We start from the raw sequence: 15,526 nt of genomic DNA, 5'->3' as shown, positions 1-15,526 counted from the left end.
CTCCGTTTCCTGTTGCTGAACTCTCCGGTGCGCGCTCCGGTGCGCTCGCCCGTCACGGACGGGTTCGCCGCCGTGCCCGGAACCTGGGGACGCGCCCGGACCACCCCGGTCGGGTGCCTTGCACGATACCGATCGACCCTCACCCGTAGGAGTGAGATGCCCGGTCGGGTTACAGGCGCGGATCAGCCATTCTGCCTGGTTCCTTTGGCACATGTCAGAGGTAAGAGGCCTGGTTTCAGGCGGGTATCGAAGGGGCGCACCCCGGCTCACTCTTGGAGAAACGTATCTCCACAGGCTCCCGATGCGCCGGTCACAGACCCTTGTCAGGAGCCATACGATCGGTCCGCCATGACAGCAGCAGCCAACCAGAGCGGTCGGCGTCCCACCACCTCACGGCGTTTGGAGCGGGCCGGCATCCGGGATGTGGCAGCAGCCGCCGGAGTGTCGATCACCACTGTCTCCGATGCGCTGAACGGAAAGGGCCGCCTGCCCGACGAGACCCGCAGCCGGGTGCGCGAGGTCGCCGAGCGACTCGGCTACCGCCCCTCCGCGGCCGCCCGCACCCTGCGCACCGGACGGTCCGGCCTGATCGGGCTGACCGTCACGACCTACGGCGAAGAGCCGTTCACCTTCACCGAGTTCGCCTACTTCGCCGAGATGGCCCGGGCCGCCACCAGCGCCGCCCTGGGCCGCGGCTACGCGCTGGTGGTGCTGCCCGCCTCCTCCCGCCACGACGTCTGGGGCAACATCGCCCTGGACGGCACCGTGGTGATCGACCCGCCCGACCAGGATCCGCTGGTGAGCGAGCTGTACCGGTCCGGCGTCCCGGTGGTCAGCGACGGCAAACCCGGCAACTGCCCGGTCACCGCCTGGGTCGACAACGACCACGAGGCCGCCGTGCTCGGCATCCTCGACCACCTCTCCGAGGCCGGTGCCCGCCGGATCGGCCTGCTCACCGGCACCAGCACCGACACCTACACCCGGCTCTCCACCGAGGCCTACCTCGGCTGGTGTGGCAAGGTCGGGCAGGAGCCGGTGTACGAGACCTACCCGGCGCACGACCCGGCGGCCGGCGCCGTCGCCGCCGACCGGCTGCTCGCCCGGCCCGACCGGCCGGACGCCGTCTACGGGCTGTTCGACCCCAACGGCACCGACCTGCTGGCCGCCGCCCGCCGGTACGGCATGCGGGTGCCGGACGACCTGCTGCTGGTCTGCTGCAGCGAGAGCGACGTCTACGCGTCCACCGAGCCGCCGATCACCACCCTCTCGCTCAAGCCGCGCAAGATCGGCACCACGGTGGTCAACCTGCTGATCGACGCGATCGAGGGCGTGGACTCCGGGACGGGGGTCGACATCGCCCGGCTCTTCCCGCCGCGGTTCCGCACCGCCGGCACCGGCCCGCCGCCGGGCACCCTGATGCCGACCGAACTGATCGTCCGCGCGTCCTCCCAGCGCCGGAGTCCGCGCACCACCGTCAGCCCGCCCCGTCCCCCGGGCGAGGTCTAGACCGCCGCTCCCGCCCGCCCGGTCCCCGGCCCGTCCACCAGGCCGTCCCCCGGGCGGGCGCGGGCCGGGCGGGCGCGGGCCGAGGAAGAACGGGCTGAAGGGGAGCGGGCTGAGGGGGAGCGGGCCGACGGACGCGCCGAGCGTCCGGCACATTCGGCCAGAGCTGGCGAGACCGTACCGAGCCGGGACAAAACGGACCTTGTGGTGCCGCCCGGCTGACGCTCCGGAGGATTGGATACCCACCAGGTGACGACGCCGGGAGAGTGGTCTTCCTATGATGGGCGAATGACACCCGAGGACCGCTTCCCCGGGCCCGAGCACCCCCACCCGGGCCCCCGCCACCAGCCGGACCTCGACGTGCTGCCGTACGGCACCTATTACGAACCCGATCACGCCCCCGGCTATCCGGCCCCCTCCTACGACGGCGAGGCCTACGACGGGGAGACCTACAGCGGCTACGGCGGAGCCCGCTACCTGGAGCAGCACTGGTCCCCCGACGGCCAGGGCCACACCGTGCACGCCCAGGGGACCGGCGTCGACCACACCCCGTCCTTCTCGCACCAGGGGCAGGGCGGCTACGAGGACCGCCCGGGGTACGAAGCGGCCCCCGGCTACCCGGACCAGGGCGGGTACGACGGCCAGGACCAGGGCGGCTACGAGCGCCAGGAGCAGGGCGGCTACGAGCCCACCCTGCCCGACCAGCCCTCCCCCGCGCTCCAGCTCGACGGCCGCGACGACCCGCCGACCATCGAACTCGGCCCGCCGCTGCCCGACCCCGCCGCACCGACTTACCCGTACCCGGCCCCCGGCCCCGGCGAGCCGCCCGGCCCGGTCTACGTCGTCGGCGACGTGCACGGTTACCTGGAGGAGCTGCGCGCCGAGCTGCGCCACCAGGGCCTGATCGACGACGACGGCCACTGGTCGGCCGGCCGCGCCCGGATCTGGTTCCTCGGCGACTTCACCGACCGCGGCCCCGACGGCATCGGCGTCATCGACCTGGTCATGCAGCTGGCCGCCGAGGCCGCCGCGGCCGGCGGCTACTGCCGCGCCCTGATGGGCAACCACGAACTGCTCTTCCTCGGCGCCTCCCGGTACGGCGACGAGCCCGTCCAGTCCACCGCGGGCACCGCCTCCTTCCTGGCCGCCTGGCGGCTCAACGGCGGCCAGCAGAACGACCTGGACCGGCTGGAGGCGCATCACATCAGCTGGCTCTCACGCCTCCCCGCCATCGCCCTGGAGGACGGCCACCTGCTGCTGCACTCCGACACCACCGCGTACCTGGAGTACGGCGAGTCCATCCCCGACGTCAACGACGCCGTGCACGGCCTGCTCGCCGACGGCGGCGTGGACGAGTGGTGGGACTGCTTCCGCCGCTTCACCAAGCGCTTCGCCTTCCGCGGCGACGCCGGGCCGATGGCCGTCCACGAGCTGCTGAACACCTACGGCGGCAGCCGGATCGTGCACGGGCACAGCCCGATCCCGTACCTCACCGGCGCGGTGCACAACGACGACGGCCAGCCGCCGCAGATCGCCGGGCCGTACGTGTACGCGGACGACCTCGCGGTGGCGATGGACGGCGGGGTCACCATGGAGGGACGGCTGCTGGTCGCCCGGCTGCCCATCGGCTGAGGCGCCGGCCGAGCATCCGCCGAAACCGCGGCCGAGCATCCGCCGGAGCCACGACCGAGCGTCCGTCGAAGCCACGACCGAGCGTCCGTCGAAGCCGCGGCCGAGCGTCCACCGAAGCACCGGCCGGCCACCCGACGGGGCACCGACCGGTCGTCAACCGACCACCACCGCCGAACAGTTGTGCCCGGCGCCCGGATCGTCGTACGCGCGCGTCCGGAGGCGCGAAGTTCCGGAAACCGACTTGTCAGCCCGGCCGTGCCCGCCCCTACCATGAGGCACACCACACCCGGCCGCCCGTCCGGCGGCCCGCTTCCGCGCCCGTTTCGGCGTCCTGAGGGCCGCGCGCCCCCGGGGCGCAGCGAACCGGGGTCCGCACGAACGGGGTCCCCATGTCCAACCCCCCGCCACTGCTCGCCGAGGACCGCGCGGAGTACGAGCGCCTCCTCACCGTAGCCCTGCGCGACCGCACCGTCCTCGCCGCCCTGCGCGCACCCGGCGCGCTCGCCACCGACCAGCTGCGCCTGAGCGCGCTGCGCGAAGCCGACCGCGTCAACGCCGCGGCCGGCACCGAGTACGAGCGTTTCACCCGGCTGCGCGAGAGCCTGCACAGCACGCCCCCGGCCTCGGGCACCGAGCCGGCCGCCCCCGGCCTGTTCACCCAGCTGAGCTCCGGCGGCGGGCTGTTCCCGGCGCTCACCGTGCTCACCCCGATCCTGGCCTGGGCCGCCGCCCTGTGCCTGCTGCTGGTCGGCTACCTGCTGCGCGCCACCAGCCCGGACCTCGCCCTCGCCGGCTCCCTGGTCACGGCCGGGTGGGTCGCGCTCGCCGCCGGGGTCGCCGCGATGGCCATCGGCATCGTCGGGCTGCTGCTCACCGCCTTACGCCACGGCGCCGCCACCGCCCCGGCGGGCACCGCCCCGGAGCTCGCCGCCGAACTCACCGACGCGCACCGCGCGTGGCGCACCGCACTGCGCGAGCACGGGCTCGTCCCGTACCTGCTCGACGCGCTGCCGCCGGTACCGGAGGGCGGGCGGGCGGAGCGGCCCGACTTCACCGGCCCTGATTTCACCAGGCCCGGGTACGCCTCCCCGGCGTTCACCAGCCCCGGCCCGGACGGCGTGACGGACCCGGACGGCCGCACACCCCACCGGCCCGCCTTCACCCCGCCCGACTTCACCGGGCCCGGCTACACCCCGCCCGACTTCACCAGGCCCGGGTACGCCTCCCCGGCCTTCACCAGCCCGGGCCCCGAAGGCCGCGCAGCGCACCCGCCCGCCTTCACCTCGCCCGACTTCACCAGCCCCGGCCGCGAGGGCGTGACCGACCCGGACGGCCGCACGCCCCGCCCGCCCGCCTTCACCCCGCCCGACTTCACCGGGCCCGGCTACACCCCGCCCGACTTCACCAGCCCCGGCCCCGAAGGCGTGACCGACCCCGACGGCCGCACGCCCCGCCCGACCACCTTCACCGGGCCCGGCTACACCCCGCCCGACTTCACCGGGCCCGACGAGGTCGGGTAGAAGGCCTGTCTCCTGGCCCCCCTTGCCGGGTGCGCGACGCCCGCGCCCGGCGGGTCGGGCCGGTTCCGAGCGCTCAGAACCCGGTCGGCAGCCGGGGCGTGTAGGCGGCCTCCAGTGCCTCGGCGTCGGTCAGGTCGAGGCCGAGGGCGGCCGCCGCGTCGTCCAGGTGGCCCGGGCGGGTGGCGCCGACGATCGGCCCGGCGGCCTCCTCGTCCAGCGCCCACGGGTTGTGCCCGTGGCCGCCGCCGAAGCCCATGCAGCCGGGCGCGATCCGGCTGACCTCCAGGTCGGTGCCGGGCAGCTTCAGGTACTCCGTCGGTCTGGCCCCCCTCCTTCGGCTACGCCGGGTACGGCGCGGCGGCCCGCGCGTTCTTCAACGCGCCCGCCCACCACGACAGCTGGTCCAGCAGGACCTTGGCGTAGCCGGGCGCCTGCGGGTCGTTCGGGCGGCCGTCCGCCCAGGCGGTGAAGTAGTTCGGGAAGGCCAGGCCGTCCCGGATGGTCACCGCGTGCAGCTCGGTCAGCACGTTCTCCAGGTGCAGCACCGCGTGCCGGCCGCCGGCCGCGCCGCCGTAGCTGACGAAGGCCACCGGCTTGGCCGTCCACTGGGTGAAGTGCCAGTCGATCGCGGCCTTCAGCGAGGCCGGGTAGCTGTGGTTGTACTCCGGCGTGACGACGACGAAGGCGTCGGCGCCCTCCAGGGCCTCGGTCAGCTTCGCCATCCCGGCCGGACGCGGGTAGTCGTCGCCCGCGAACTTCGGTGACGCGGCGGGCAGTTCGAGCGGCAGCTCGACCTCGGCGAGGTCCACCACCTCGACCTCGAAACCGCCGTGCGCGGCGGCCTGCTCGGCCACCCACGAGGACACCACCGGGCCGAAGCGGCCCTCCCGGACGCTGCCGAGGATGATCACCAGCTTGTGCGTGTTCGTCTCCATGGCCACCACTGTCCGCCCGCCCCACGGCGGGAACCAGGCCGTGCCCAGGCTGACCCCCACAGGGCCACCCTCAGCGCCGCCCGCGATCGTACGCTCGTCATATGGGCACACCACTGGGGGACTTCATCCGCGCGAAGCGCGACAGCATCCAGCCGGAGACGCTGGGACTGCCCGACCACGGCCGCCGCCGCTCCCCCGGCCTGCGCCGCTCCGACCTGGCGGTCCGGGCCGGCATCAGCGTCGAGTACCTGACCCGGATGGAACAGGGCCGCGACCGCAACCCCTCCGTCGCCGTGGTCAACGCGCTCGCCGACGCCCTCAGCCTCGACCCCGCCGAGCGCAACCACCTGCGCTACCTCACCAAGATCACCGGCGGCGGGTGCCCCAGCCACACCCGGCCCGCCCCCGCCTCGCGCGAACTGCGGCCCACCGTCCGCGCGACGCTGCGCCTGCTCGAACCGGGCATCGCCGCCGTCACCAACCGCCTCGGCGACGTCCTCGCCCACACCAGCGGCTACGCGGCCGTCCTCGGCGCCGCCGGACTGCTCGACACCACGGCGCCCAACCTCACCCGCTACGTCTTCACCGACCCGCGCGCCCGCACCCTGTTCGCCGACTGGGACGACATCGCCGACGAGCAGGCCTTCGACATCTGGCTCGGCCCCTCGGTCGAGTCCGCCGAATGGCTCAGCACCGAACTCGCCCCGATCGCCGGCCCCGAGTTCACCCGCCGGCTGGGCAACCACCTGGTCCCCCGCCGCAGACCGCTCCGCCTGCGCCACCCGGACGGCATCGAACTCCGGCTGCTGCGCGAGACCCTGGAGCTCCCGGACGACGCGCAGCAGCTGCTCGTCCTGCTGCCCGCCGACGACGGGACCGCCGCCCACCTCGACCGGCTGCTCGCCCCGGCGGCCCCCCGGCTGCGCGCGATCTCCTGAGACCGGGCCGCTCCCGGGCCGTCCGGCCCGGCTCGGCCACGGCGGATACCCCCCGACCGGCCGACCGGCACCGCGACCTCCGTCTACGTCCGGGACCCGGACGGCAACACGGTCGAGCTCCGCTGGTACCCGCAGGACTCCGAGGACTGAGAGGTGCCGCCCCGAGGCGATCGGGGCGGCGCCACCCGGCGGTCAGCCCCGGCCGGCGAGGTGCTCGACCAGCCGGTCGAAGCTGGAGTTGAGCCCGGCCTCGGCCTCCGGGCCGCGGAACATCTCCGGCACCCCGGTCTGGTGCAGCACCACCCGGGTGCCGCCCTCGCCGAGCCCGCTGAAGGTGAGGGTGGACCGCATGCCCGAGCCCTCCTCCACCATCGTGAACGACTCACCGGCCCGGAACTCGGCGATCTCGGCCTTCAACGGGTACTCCTCGCCGGTCGCGTCGATCACCATCGTGCTGTCGTAGCGCCCGCCCTCCTCCGCCTCGATCGTCACGCTCTCCAGCGGCACGTGGGTGCCCACCGGCCCCCAGAACCGGACGAACCGCTCCGGCTCGAAGTACGCCTCGAAGGCGTCCGCCGGAGCGCCCGGCAGCTCGCGGGTGATGGTCAGCTCGCCCAGGTTCTCGGTCATCCCGGTGTCTCCTCCGTGTCACGTGATCGCTTGCACAGGGGTAGACCCCGGCCGCCCCGAGAACTCATCGCTCCCCGCGAAAGTTTTTTCGGCCCCGGCCCCGGCCCCGGGGCGACACCGCGTCCGCGAGTGCGTGGACACCGCGCGCGGACACCGGATGGTCTTCGGCGGCGCCGTGGAGAGGCCCGGAACGGCGTAGCGCCGCCCCGGGGCGATCGGGGCGGCGCAGTCAGGGTGATGACGGCACGTCAGCCCATCGGACTTCGGCGTCGCCGTCCTCGTTCACGGCGACGGATCCCCCCCTGGCCTCAGGCCCGCGCGGCTACTTCTTCGGCGTCAGGCAGAGCACGAACTTCTCGTTGTCCATCTGCTGGGCGAGCGCGTCGAAGTCGCCGCCACAGGCGTTCGCGTCGAAGGTGTTCTCGATGACCTTCGACACCGAGTGCGTGGCCTTGCCGCTGTCGCAGCCGACCGTGTCGACCGACGGGTGGTCCTCGCTTCCGGTGACCCGCACGCAGTCACCGACCTTGGCGCGCACCGGTCCGTCGACCGCGTCGATGACGGCGACCTTGATGATCGCCACCACGCCGATCAGCACGAGCGTGCCGAGCACCGAGAGCATCTTCTTGCGCTTGCTCTTCTTGGGCGCCGGTGCCGGTGCCTGCGCGGCCTCGGCGTACGGGAACGGAGTCGCGGCAACCGCCTCGGGCGACGACGGGGCCTGCGGGCTCTGCGGGATGGTCATGGATTCCTCGGGTACTCGTGACACAGCAGGTAACGCGCCGCACCCTATCGGCGCCCTTCCTGCGCATTTCCGACAACCACGGCGATATCGTCCAGCGCGTGATTCAAGCGAAATGCAAAAATTGGACAATGAATTGAGGCATCGACACCACGACGGCCCTCATCACGCACGCGAACCGGGGCCGAGCAGCCGGCGCAACGCGGTGGGTGTGTGTCCCACGTGCTCGCGGACGGTGCGCGTCAGGTGCGCCTGGTCGGCGAAGCCGAGCTGTGCCGCCAGGTCGGCGAGACCGGGCGCGCCCTCGGCGAGTCGGTCCATGGCCCGGGTGACCCGTACGCGGTTGCGGTAGCGCGTCAGCGAGACGCCCATCTCCCGTGAGAACAGCCGGCTCAGTCGGTAGGGCGACACCTCCAACAGCGCGGCCAGACCACAGAGCCCCCCGGCCTCCGGCACCTCGGCGCCGATCGCCTCACGTGCCGAGGCCACCAACGCCCGGTCGGCCGGTCCCGGGCGGACGGTCGGCTCGCCGACCACCACCGCGACCAGACCCAGCAGTTCCTCCGTCAGCGCGTAGTCGATGTCGCCGGTGCCCGCGGCGGCGACGAGACGACGGTGGGCGAGATCGACGCGCGCGTCCACGTACAGCGCCGTCGCGGCGAGAGGGCGCCCCAGGAGGGAGGGCTCGAAGCTGACCGACGTGCAGACGTCGCCGCCGGCCGGGTGCGCGAAGCGCTCCTCCTCACCCGGCGCGCCCAGGTAGGCCACGGTCGGGTCCAGATCGGCCTCGGCCCCGTCGGCCCGTCGCCGGAACCTGCCGCGCCGGACCAGCACCAGGCGGTGGTCGTCGCGCGTCTCCGGCTCCGACCACCGGACGTGGTCGGAACGGCACCCCACCACCGCCACGGTGACTCGTCGACCTCGATCACGGGGCGAGGCGGGTCGCCTACACCGTCATCGGCGGGAGCCTCCACCCGTCCCACCACCACGCCTCCATGCAGGCGCTGCCGGAAGCCGGGGGCCGGACGAGGTTCGTGTGGCACACCGACGTCCTGCCCGACACCCTGGCCGCACCGATCGCCGAGTCCGTCGAGCACGGCTCGGCGGTCATCCGCCGCGCGCTGGAAGCCGCAGCGCCGTCCGGGCCCGCACCGGGACCCGCCGCGACCGGCTGACGCGACGACCGGGCGCCGCCCCGAGCGAACGACGCGGGGCGGCGCTTCGGCGGGACGGCGTCAGCCCCGGACCGGCACATTGGCGACCATCAGCGATCTGCGCACTCCAGGAGTTCCGCCGCCGGGGTGTGGTTTCCGGTCACTGCGGCACCCGCCATCGCCGAGGCGGCCGTGGCCGGGTCGGTGCCGGGCGGCACCACCAGCAGCAGGTAGTGGTCCTGGAAGCCGCGGGTGACGCTGATCGTCGCGTCGCTGCCGGCGAACCAGTTGATCCTGATCGTCAGGCCGTTCGCGGCGACGGACCTGGGCACGCCGTCCCACGCCGAGGTGTCGAGTCCGACCCGGACGATGCGCCCGAAGTGGGCGCCGAGGGCGGTGATCAGGTCCGGCAGTTCGGCGAGGACGCGGTTCGAGCGGGGCCACCAGGCGCCGTCGAAGACGCCCTCCCGCGACATCGTCGGCTCCAGCTCCAGCCGCGGCAGCAGCGGGGCGCCGGGCACCGACCACGGCCCGGAAGAGGCGGAAACGGGAAGAGGAATCGGCATCATGCGAAGCCGCCCGTCCGGTCCACGAGGGACCCGTCACGACCCAGGGCGACGTCGGCGCTGATGCCGGTGTGCGGAATGTCCTCGGTTGTCTGCCTCCCACGGTACTCCGCGGTGGTCTCCTCCGGGCCGCCCCCGTCGGAGTGGTCTCAGGGCTCCAGCCGTTCCTGGTCCCGTCCCGGTACACCGGGCGGACCGCGATCAGCACCACCTCACACCGGCGCGGCCCGTTCACCTGGCCGACGATGGGCCTGGCCCTGGCCGCGCTCGCGATGCGGATCAAGCACCGGCTCGCCCTGCCTGTCGTAGGGCAAGGGAGACCAGGACGGCGAACGCCGCTACCGCGGTCAAAGTGCGGGCGACGTTGAACAGTTCCCATCGACGCAGGATTTCCACGTAGTCGGCGGGCGGTGCGGTGGCGGCCCACTGCTTGATGCGGCCGTTGATCGGGACGTTCCCGAACCGGGTGATCAGGAAGGACGTGACGATCAGGGCTCCCGCCGTGCCCGCGAGGACCCGGGTGCGGTCGCGCGCCGAGGCGGCCAGGGCAAGAGAGCCGAGGGCCGAAACCGCCATCGCCCCCTGCATGGTGATGCCGTTCATCTTCATCAGCTCGGTGTGGAAGTGGAGCCTCATGTCGAGCGGCACGGAGTTGAAGGTCGGAACGAGGTTGGCGGCGCCGTAGCCGAAGGCTCCGGCGAGCAGGCCGGCGGACAACAGGGACACTCCCAGGAGGAGCCGGATGCGCTTGGTCCCGGCCCTGGCCTCGGCCTTCGATTCCGTGCGTGCTCTCGCGTTCTCCATGTGATCAATCCTGCGGCCGGGCAGGCGACATCTCCAATTGAAAATTCTGCTGCGAGCCAGAATCACCAGTTATGGAAGGCCAGTTGCGCCGCTTCGACTCCGTCGTCGAGGACGGTGGTCGAATGAGCGGTCCGAGGGCGGTGCCGGGAAGCTCCTCCGCTTCCCGGCACCGCGTCTCCGCCGGCGGCCGGGTCAGTCCGCGAGGGGGAGGTAGACCTTGTTGCCCTGGGCCTTGAACTCCTCGGACATGGCCTTCATGCCCTCGACGGCCTCCTCGTCGTACTCGGGCGAGGCCGCGCCGTTGCCGAACTTCTCATTGATGGATTTGCTGATCTTCATCGAGCAGAACTTCGGACCGCACATCGAACAGAAGTGGGCGGTCTTGGCGGGCTCGGCGGGGAGCGTCTCGTCGTGGAAGCCGCGGGCGGTCTCCGGGTCGAGGGCCAGGTTGAACTGGTCCTCCCAACGGAACTCGAAGCGGGCGTCGGAGAGGGCGTCGTCCCAGGCCTGGGCGCCGGGGTGGCCCTTGGCCAGGTCGGCGGCGTGGGCGGCGATCTTGTAGGTGATCACGCCGGTCTTGACGTCGTCCCGGTTGGGCAGGCCCAGGTGCTCCTTGGGGGTGACGTAGCAGAGCATCGCGGTGCCCCACCAGGCGATCATCGCGGCGCCGATGCCCGAGGTGATGTGGTCGTAGCCGGGGGCGACGTCCGTGGTCAGCGGGCCGAGGGTGTAGAACGGCGCCTCGTCGCAGATCTCCTTCTGGAGATCCATGTTCTCCTTGATCTTGTGCATCGGGACGTGGCCCGGGCCCTCGATCATCACCTGGACGTCCCGCTCGCGGGCGATCCGGCCGAGCTCGCCGAGGGTCTTCAGCTCGGCGAACTGCGCCTCGTCGTTGGCGTCCGCGATCGAGCCCGGGCGCAGGCCGTCACCGAGCGAGAAGGTGACGTCGTAGGCGGCGAGGATGTCGCAGAGCTCCTCGAAGTTGGTGTGGAGGAAGTTCTCCTGGTGGTGCGCCAGGCACCAGGCCGCCATGATCGAGCCGCCGCGCGAGACGATGCCGGTCTTGCGGCGCGCGGTGAGCGGGACGTAGCGCAGCAGCACGCCGGCGTGGACGGTCATGTAGTCCACGCCCTGCTCGCACTGCTCGACGATGGTGTCCCGGTAGACCTCCCAGCTCAGCTCCTCGGCCTTGCCGTCCACCTTCTCCAGGGCCTGGTAGAGCGGCACGGTGCCGATCGGCACGGGCGAGTTGCGCAGGATCCACTCGCGGGTGGTGTGGATGTTGCGGCCGGTGGAGAGGTCCATGACGGTGTCGGCGCCCCAGCGGGTGGCCCAGGTCATCTTCTCCACCTCCTCCTCGATCGAGGAGGTGACCGCCGAGTTGCCGATGTTGGCGTTGATCTTGACCAGGAAGTCGGTGCCGATGATCGCCGGCTCCACCTCCGGGTGGTTCACGTTGACCGGGATGACCGCCCGGCCGCGGGCCACCTCGGCGCGCACGAACTCCGGCGCGAGGCCCTCGCGCAGCGCCACGAACTCCATCTCCGGCGTCACCACACCCCGCTTGGCGTAAGCGAGTTGGGTGACGGCGGCACCACCGCGGCCGCGCAGCGGGCGGCGCGGGCGGCCGGGGAAGACGGCGTCCAGGTTGCGCAGGTTCCCGCCGCGCGGCGAGGTGTGCTTGATCCCGTCGTCCTCGGGGCGCGGCTCGCGGCCGTCGTACTCCTCGACGTCGCCGCGCTGGCGGATCCAGGCGTCCCGCAGCGCGGGCAGGCCGCGCCGCACGTCGGGTTCGTAGGACGGGTCGGTGTACGGGCCGGAGGTGTCGTACAGCGGAACGGTCCGGCCGTTGGTGAGCAGCACCTCGCGGTACGGGACCCGGAGGTCCGGGCGCGACCCCTCGCGGTGGGCCTTGCGCCAGGCCGGGGTCGGGTAGCCGGTGCGCTCGCTGCTGGGGGCGCCCTGGACAGACTGCGGCTGTGCTTCGAACGTGGTCATCAGACCTCTACTCCCTACGCCGGCATTACCCGGTCAGGTTCCTGCGGTCGACGCAGCCGTCGGTCCGTCCGTCGACGTCCCGGTCAGCGTCCTCTCAGCCCGGTGCTCCGAGCTCCCGCGTCGCAGGCGGTGTTGCCTGCACACGACGCCCAACACGGTAGCGAGCGGATCGCCGCAGGTCCAGGGGGCGTCACGGGCGCGCGCCGGGGGCGCCCCGAAGCGGAACGTGTCCTACCGCACCCGCATAATGCTCACCAACACTTCGCAGACACCCCATCAGGGCGGGACCGTCATCGAGCTGGCCGGCTCCTCCGACCACGCCACGATCACCGACAACGTCGTGGGCCTGGGCACCGTGCAGCTGTCCGCCGGTTCGATCGCGGGGACCACCGCCGACTACAACGCCGTGCGGTGGCCCGGCAACGACACCTACAAGTGGGCCGGCGCCGTCTACAAGACCGCCGCGGACCTGTACGCCGCGACCGGCCAGGGCAGGCACGACCTGAACACCGGTGTGGCGTTCGACGGCGCCTTCTACCCGTTGTCGGTCCCCAAGACCGTCAGCGGTCTGGGCTTCAGCGCCGCGATCGACTCCGCCGGCCCGGACCTGCCCGGTGTTCCGCCCGTCGACCTGCTCGGCCACGGCCCGGTCGCCCACCCCGACGCCGGCCGGACCGGCCCGGACGGCGTCCGCGACCGCGGCGCGTACGAGGTCGTGGGCCTCCAGGACGTCCGGCTGGAGACGCGCGGGGTCGAGCACCCGCCCTCGACCGGCCCCGCGCCGTTCGCCGTCGAGCTCACCGCCACGGCGACCAACACCTGGAACACCAAGCTCGACTACACCTTCGACTTCGCCGACGGCACCGCGCCGGTGACCTCCGCCGAGCCGACCGTGCGGCACACCTACGCCGCGCCCGGAAGCTACCGGCCGAAGGTCACCGTCACCGACGGCCGCGGCGGCTCGGTCACCGGCGAGCCGGACCAACCGGTCCAGGTGAACGAGGACAAGCCGCTCGCCGCCGCCGTCGCGGTTGCCCAGGACGACGGCAGCGACCCGCTCGGCGTGAAGGCCACCGCGACCGCCACCGGCCCGTACCGGATCGCCCGCTACTCCTTCGACTTCGGCGACGGCACCGGCCCGACCGTGCCGAACGCGGTCCTGTCGACCGAGCGCCACGTGTACGCCAAGCCCGGCACGTACACCGTGAAGACCGTCGTGACCGACGACGCGGGATCGACCGCGACCGGCACCCGGCAGGTCACCGTCGACTACGCGCCGTCCGGCTTCACCGCGATCGCCCCGACCCGCATCCTGGACACCCGCCAGGCCGGCTCCCGGATGCTCGGCCCCGGCTCCACGATCGACCTGGACGTCCGCAACCGCGTCTCCGGCTCGGCCGGGAACCTGGTGCCCCTCGGGGCCACGGCCGTGGTGCTCAACCTGACCGCCACCCAGGGCACCTCGACCAGCCACCTGGACGTCTACCCGTCCGCCGCCGCCCGGCCGAGCACCTCGAACGTGAACTTCGGCCCCGGCCAGGACGTCGCCAACCTGGTGACGGTGCCGATCGGCCCGAACGGCACCGTGGTGGTCCGCAACAACTCCGGCAACGTGCACGCCGTCGCCGACGTGCTCGGCTACTTCACGGCCGGCAGCACCGACCGGTTCGCCTCCGTCGCCCCGGCCCGGCTGCTCGACACCCGGTCCGACAACACCCCGCTGACCTCGGGCAACGCCCGCCGGCTGAAGATCGCCGGCGCGGGCGGCGTCCCGGCGGGCGCGACCTCGGCGGTGCTCAACGTGACGGCCACCGAGTCCACCTCGGCGGGCTTCGTCGCGGTCTACCCGGGCGGGACCCAGCGCCCCGCGGCCGGGTCCAACCTGAACACCGTGCCGGGCCGGAACATCGCCAACCAGGTGGTGGTCCCGCTGGGCGCGGACGGCAGCGTCGAGCTCTACACCAACGCCTCCCGTTCGCACCTCGTGGTCGACGTCTCCGGCTACTACGGCCCGGACGGCAAGGGCCTGTTCACCCCGGTCACGCCGAGCCGCCTGCTCGACTCGCGGGAGAGCGCCCCGTTCGGGCCCTTCTCCAGCCGTACGGTCGGCGGCGTGCCCGCCGGCGCGACCGCCGCGGTGGTCAACCTGACCGCGACCGGGACGGTCGAGTTCACCCACCTGACCGCCTGGGCCACCGGGACGGCCAAGCCCGGCACCAGCAACCTGAACGCCAGCCCGGGGCTGGACGTCCCCAACCACACCACCATCCCGGTGGACGGCCAGGGCCGGTTCGACATCGCGAACAACGCCGGCACCACCCACGTCATCGCGGACCTCTTCGGTTACTACCGCAACCGGTAGGCGGACGACGCCCCCGGGAAACGCCCGAGGCCCGGCTCCCCGTGAAGGGGGCCGGGCCTCTGGACGACGGTACGGCGGTACCGGGGGAGCCGGTCAGCTCTTGGCTGCCTTCTTCACCAGGATCACCACGGCGGCCGCGATGCCGACCACCACCAGCAGCTTGATCACGATCGAGAGCAGGGCGCCGACGACGCCGAACACGAACGCGACGATGTTCCAGGCCAGCACCAGGACCAGCACCGGGATGACGATGTTGCGCACCCAGGAGGGCAGCGACTTCCAGAGCTCAGCCATGTCCGTTCCTCTTCTCCCCTCGGGTCGGCCGCCGTCCGGTGCCGCATCCCGCTTGCTTTCGTACTTCGATCGTACGGTGGCGCGAGTGCCGGAACGAGGCCTGGCGGCCCGGAGAGAACCCCGAGATCACCCCGATCCCGACCCCCCGGGTGACCCCCGAAGAATTCTCGGATCCCCCTGCGGTCCAGGCCGGTGCCGCGCATCCCGGAGATACCGGAGCAACCGGAACTGCCGACGCACCAGCGTCACTTGGGGGGAACCAAGCATGCGTGCCCGTACCACTGCCACCCTGGCCGCCCTGACGATCGTCACCCTGACCGGCTCGGCGCCGGCCGTCACCCCGGCCGGCCTCGTCCCGCTGTCGCCGGCCCGGGGTGGCGTTTGGCGACGGCGGGCCGGCGCCAGGGCGGCGGCCGGCCGGGCGGGTCAGACCCGGGGTCGTATT

At 72.7% G+C, this 15,526-nt stretch carries 16 protein-coding genes, 1 pseudogene and 1 riboswitch; of the genes and pseudogenes, 8 read left to right on the top strand and 9 right to left on the bottom strand.

Annotated features, from left to right (window positions below; genetic code table 11):
* Positions 1–348 precede the first annotated feature (348 nt).
* The 3 genes from ACFRAR_RS30460 (at position 349) to ACFRAR_RS30450 (ending at position 4,655) form a co-directional block, all read left to right on the top strand.
* Positions 349–1,506: a LacI family DNA-binding transcriptional regulator gene (locus tag ACFRAR_RS30460; protein ID WP_380702003.1), complete on the top strand. Its 1,158-nt coding sequence runs from the start codon at positions 349–351 to the stop codon at positions 1,504–1,506.
* A 285-nt stretch (positions 1,507–1,791) separates the two neighbouring features.
* Complete coding sequence (locus tag ACFRAR_RS30455; protein WP_380702001.1) at positions 1,792–3,135, top strand: metallophosphoesterase; 1,344 nt, start codon at positions 1,792–1,794, stop codon at positions 3,133–3,135.
* 389 nt (positions 3,136–3,524) lie between these two features.
* Complete coding sequence (locus tag ACFRAR_RS30450) at positions 3,525–4,655, top strand: hypothetical protein (protein WP_380701999.1); 1,131 nt, start codon at positions 3,525–3,527, stop codon at positions 4,653–4,655.
* Between the two features lie 73 nt (positions 4,656–4,728).
* Here the strand turns inward: ACFRAR_RS30450 and ACFRAR_RS30445 are convergent, their stop codons facing one another.
* Together ACFRAR_RS30445 and ACFRAR_RS30440 are read right to left on the bottom strand one after the other, a co-directional pair.
* The gene (locus ACFRAR_RS30445) at positions 4,729–4,911 is read right to left on the bottom strand and encodes a hypothetical protein (RefSeq protein ID WP_380701997.1); all 183 of its coding nucleotides are present in this window, start codon (positions 4,909–4,911) and stop codon (positions 4,729–4,731) included.
* Positions 4,912–4,993: 82 nt separating this feature from the next.
* Positions 4,994–5,590, bottom strand: coding sequence for an NADPH-dependent FMN reductase (locus tag ACFRAR_RS30440; protein ID WP_380701995.1), 597 nt, complete (start codon positions 5,588–5,590; stop codon positions 4,994–4,996).
* A 101-nt stretch (positions 5,591–5,691) separates the two neighbouring features.
* On the opposite strand from ACFRAR_RS30440, the gene ACFRAR_RS30435 reads away from it, so the two are divergent.
* Both ACFRAR_RS30435 and ACFRAR_RS30430 read left to right on the top strand, forming a co-directional pair.
* Positions 5,692–6,528 carry a helix-turn-helix domain-containing protein gene (locus tag ACFRAR_RS30435; protein WP_380701993.1) on the top strand — a complete coding sequence of 279 codons (837 nt, stop codon included), beginning with the start codon at positions 5,692–5,694 and terminating at the stop codon, positions 6,526–6,528.
* 66 nt (positions 6,529–6,594) lie between these two features.
* A pseudogene (locus ACFRAR_RS30430) lies at positions 6,595–6,678 on the top strand (VOC family virulence protein); the annotation flags it as partial.
* Positions 6,679–6,720: 42 nt separating this feature from the next.
* On the opposite strand, the gene ACFRAR_RS30425 reads toward ACFRAR_RS30430, so the two are convergent.
* The 3 genes from ACFRAR_RS30425 to ACFRAR_RS30415 form a co-directional block, all read right to left on the bottom strand.
* The gene (locus ACFRAR_RS30425) at positions 6,721–7,158 is read right to left on the bottom strand and encodes an SRPBCC domain-containing protein (protein ID WP_380701991.1); all 438 of its coding nucleotides are present in this window, start codon (positions 7,156–7,158) and stop codon (positions 6,721–6,723) included.
* 322 nt (positions 7,159–7,480) lie between these two features.
* The gene (locus tag ACFRAR_RS30420; protein WP_380701989.1) at positions 7,481–7,903 is read right to left on the bottom strand and encodes a hypothetical protein; all 423 of its coding nucleotides are present in this window, start codon (positions 7,901–7,903) and stop codon (positions 7,481–7,483) included.
* Between the two features lie 162 nt (positions 7,904–8,065).
* Positions 8,066–8,797 (bottom strand): helix-turn-helix transcriptional regulator, encoded by a 732-nt coding sequence (locus tag ACFRAR_RS30415; protein ID WP_380701987.1) that lies wholly within the window; start codon positions 8,795–8,797, stop codon positions 8,066–8,068.
* Positions 8,798–8,895: 98 nt separating this feature from the next.
* Here ACFRAR_RS30415 and ACFRAR_RS30410 point away from each other — a divergent pair, with 98 nt between their 5' ends.
* Positions 8,896–9,075 (top strand): hypothetical protein, encoded by a 180-nt coding sequence (locus tag ACFRAR_RS30410; RefSeq protein WP_380701985.1) that lies wholly within the window; start codon positions 8,896–8,898, stop codon positions 9,073–9,075.
* Positions 9,076–9,164: 89 nt separating this feature from the next.
* Here the strand turns inward: ACFRAR_RS30410 and ACFRAR_RS30405 are convergent, their stop codons facing one another.
* From ACFRAR_RS30405 to thiC, 3 genes are all read right to left on the bottom strand, one after another.
* Entirely contained in the window at positions 9,165–9,575 is a 411-nt protein-coding gene (locus ACFRAR_RS30405; protein WP_380701983.1) for a DUF5994 family protein, read from the bottom strand.
* A gap of 324 nt (positions 9,576–9,899) precedes the next feature.
* On the bottom strand, positions 9,900–10,424 hold the full coding sequence (locus tag ACFRAR_RS30400) for a DUF1772 domain-containing protein (protein ID WP_380701981.1): 525 nt from the start codon (positions 10,422–10,424) through the stop codon (positions 9,900–9,902).
* 192 nt (positions 10,425–10,616) lie between these two features.
* Positions 10,617–12,425: a phosphomethylpyrimidine synthase ThiC gene (gene thiC, locus ACFRAR_RS30395; RefSeq protein WP_380701980.1), complete on the bottom strand. Its 1,809-nt coding sequence runs from the start codon at positions 12,423–12,425 to the stop codon at positions 10,617–10,619.
* Positions 12,420–12,554, bottom strand: a riboswitch (TPP riboswitch). It overlaps the preceding gene by 6 nt.
* A gap of 118 nt (positions 12,555–12,672) precedes the next feature.
* Between thiC and ACFRAR_RS30390 the strand changes: the two genes are divergently transcribed.
* Positions 12,673–14,787, top strand: coding sequence for a PKD domain-containing protein (locus ACFRAR_RS30390; protein WP_380701978.1), 2,115 nt, complete (start codon positions 12,673–12,675; stop codon positions 14,785–14,787).
* A gap of 93 nt (positions 14,788–14,880) precedes the next feature.
* Here ACFRAR_RS30390 and ACFRAR_RS30385 read toward each other — a convergent pair whose 3' ends face one another.
* Positions 14,881–15,081, bottom strand: coding sequence for a DUF5326 family protein (locus ACFRAR_RS30385; RefSeq protein WP_380701976.1), 201 nt, complete (start codon positions 15,079–15,081; stop codon positions 14,881–14,883).
* Positions 15,082–15,346: 265 nt separating this feature from the next.
* Here ACFRAR_RS30385 and ACFRAR_RS30380 point away from each other — a divergent pair.
* A partial coding sequence (locus ACFRAR_RS30380; RefSeq protein WP_380701974.1) for a hypothetical protein occupies positions 15,347–15,526 on the top strand: 180 nt, incomplete at its 3' end.

The organism is Kitasatospora sp. NPDC056651 (assembly GCF_042792155.1).
Taxonomy (GTDB): Bacteria; Actinomycetota; Actinomycetes; order Streptomycetales; family Streptomycetaceae; genus Kitasatospora.
This window is presented reverse-complemented; position numbering and strand designations above follow the sequence as displayed.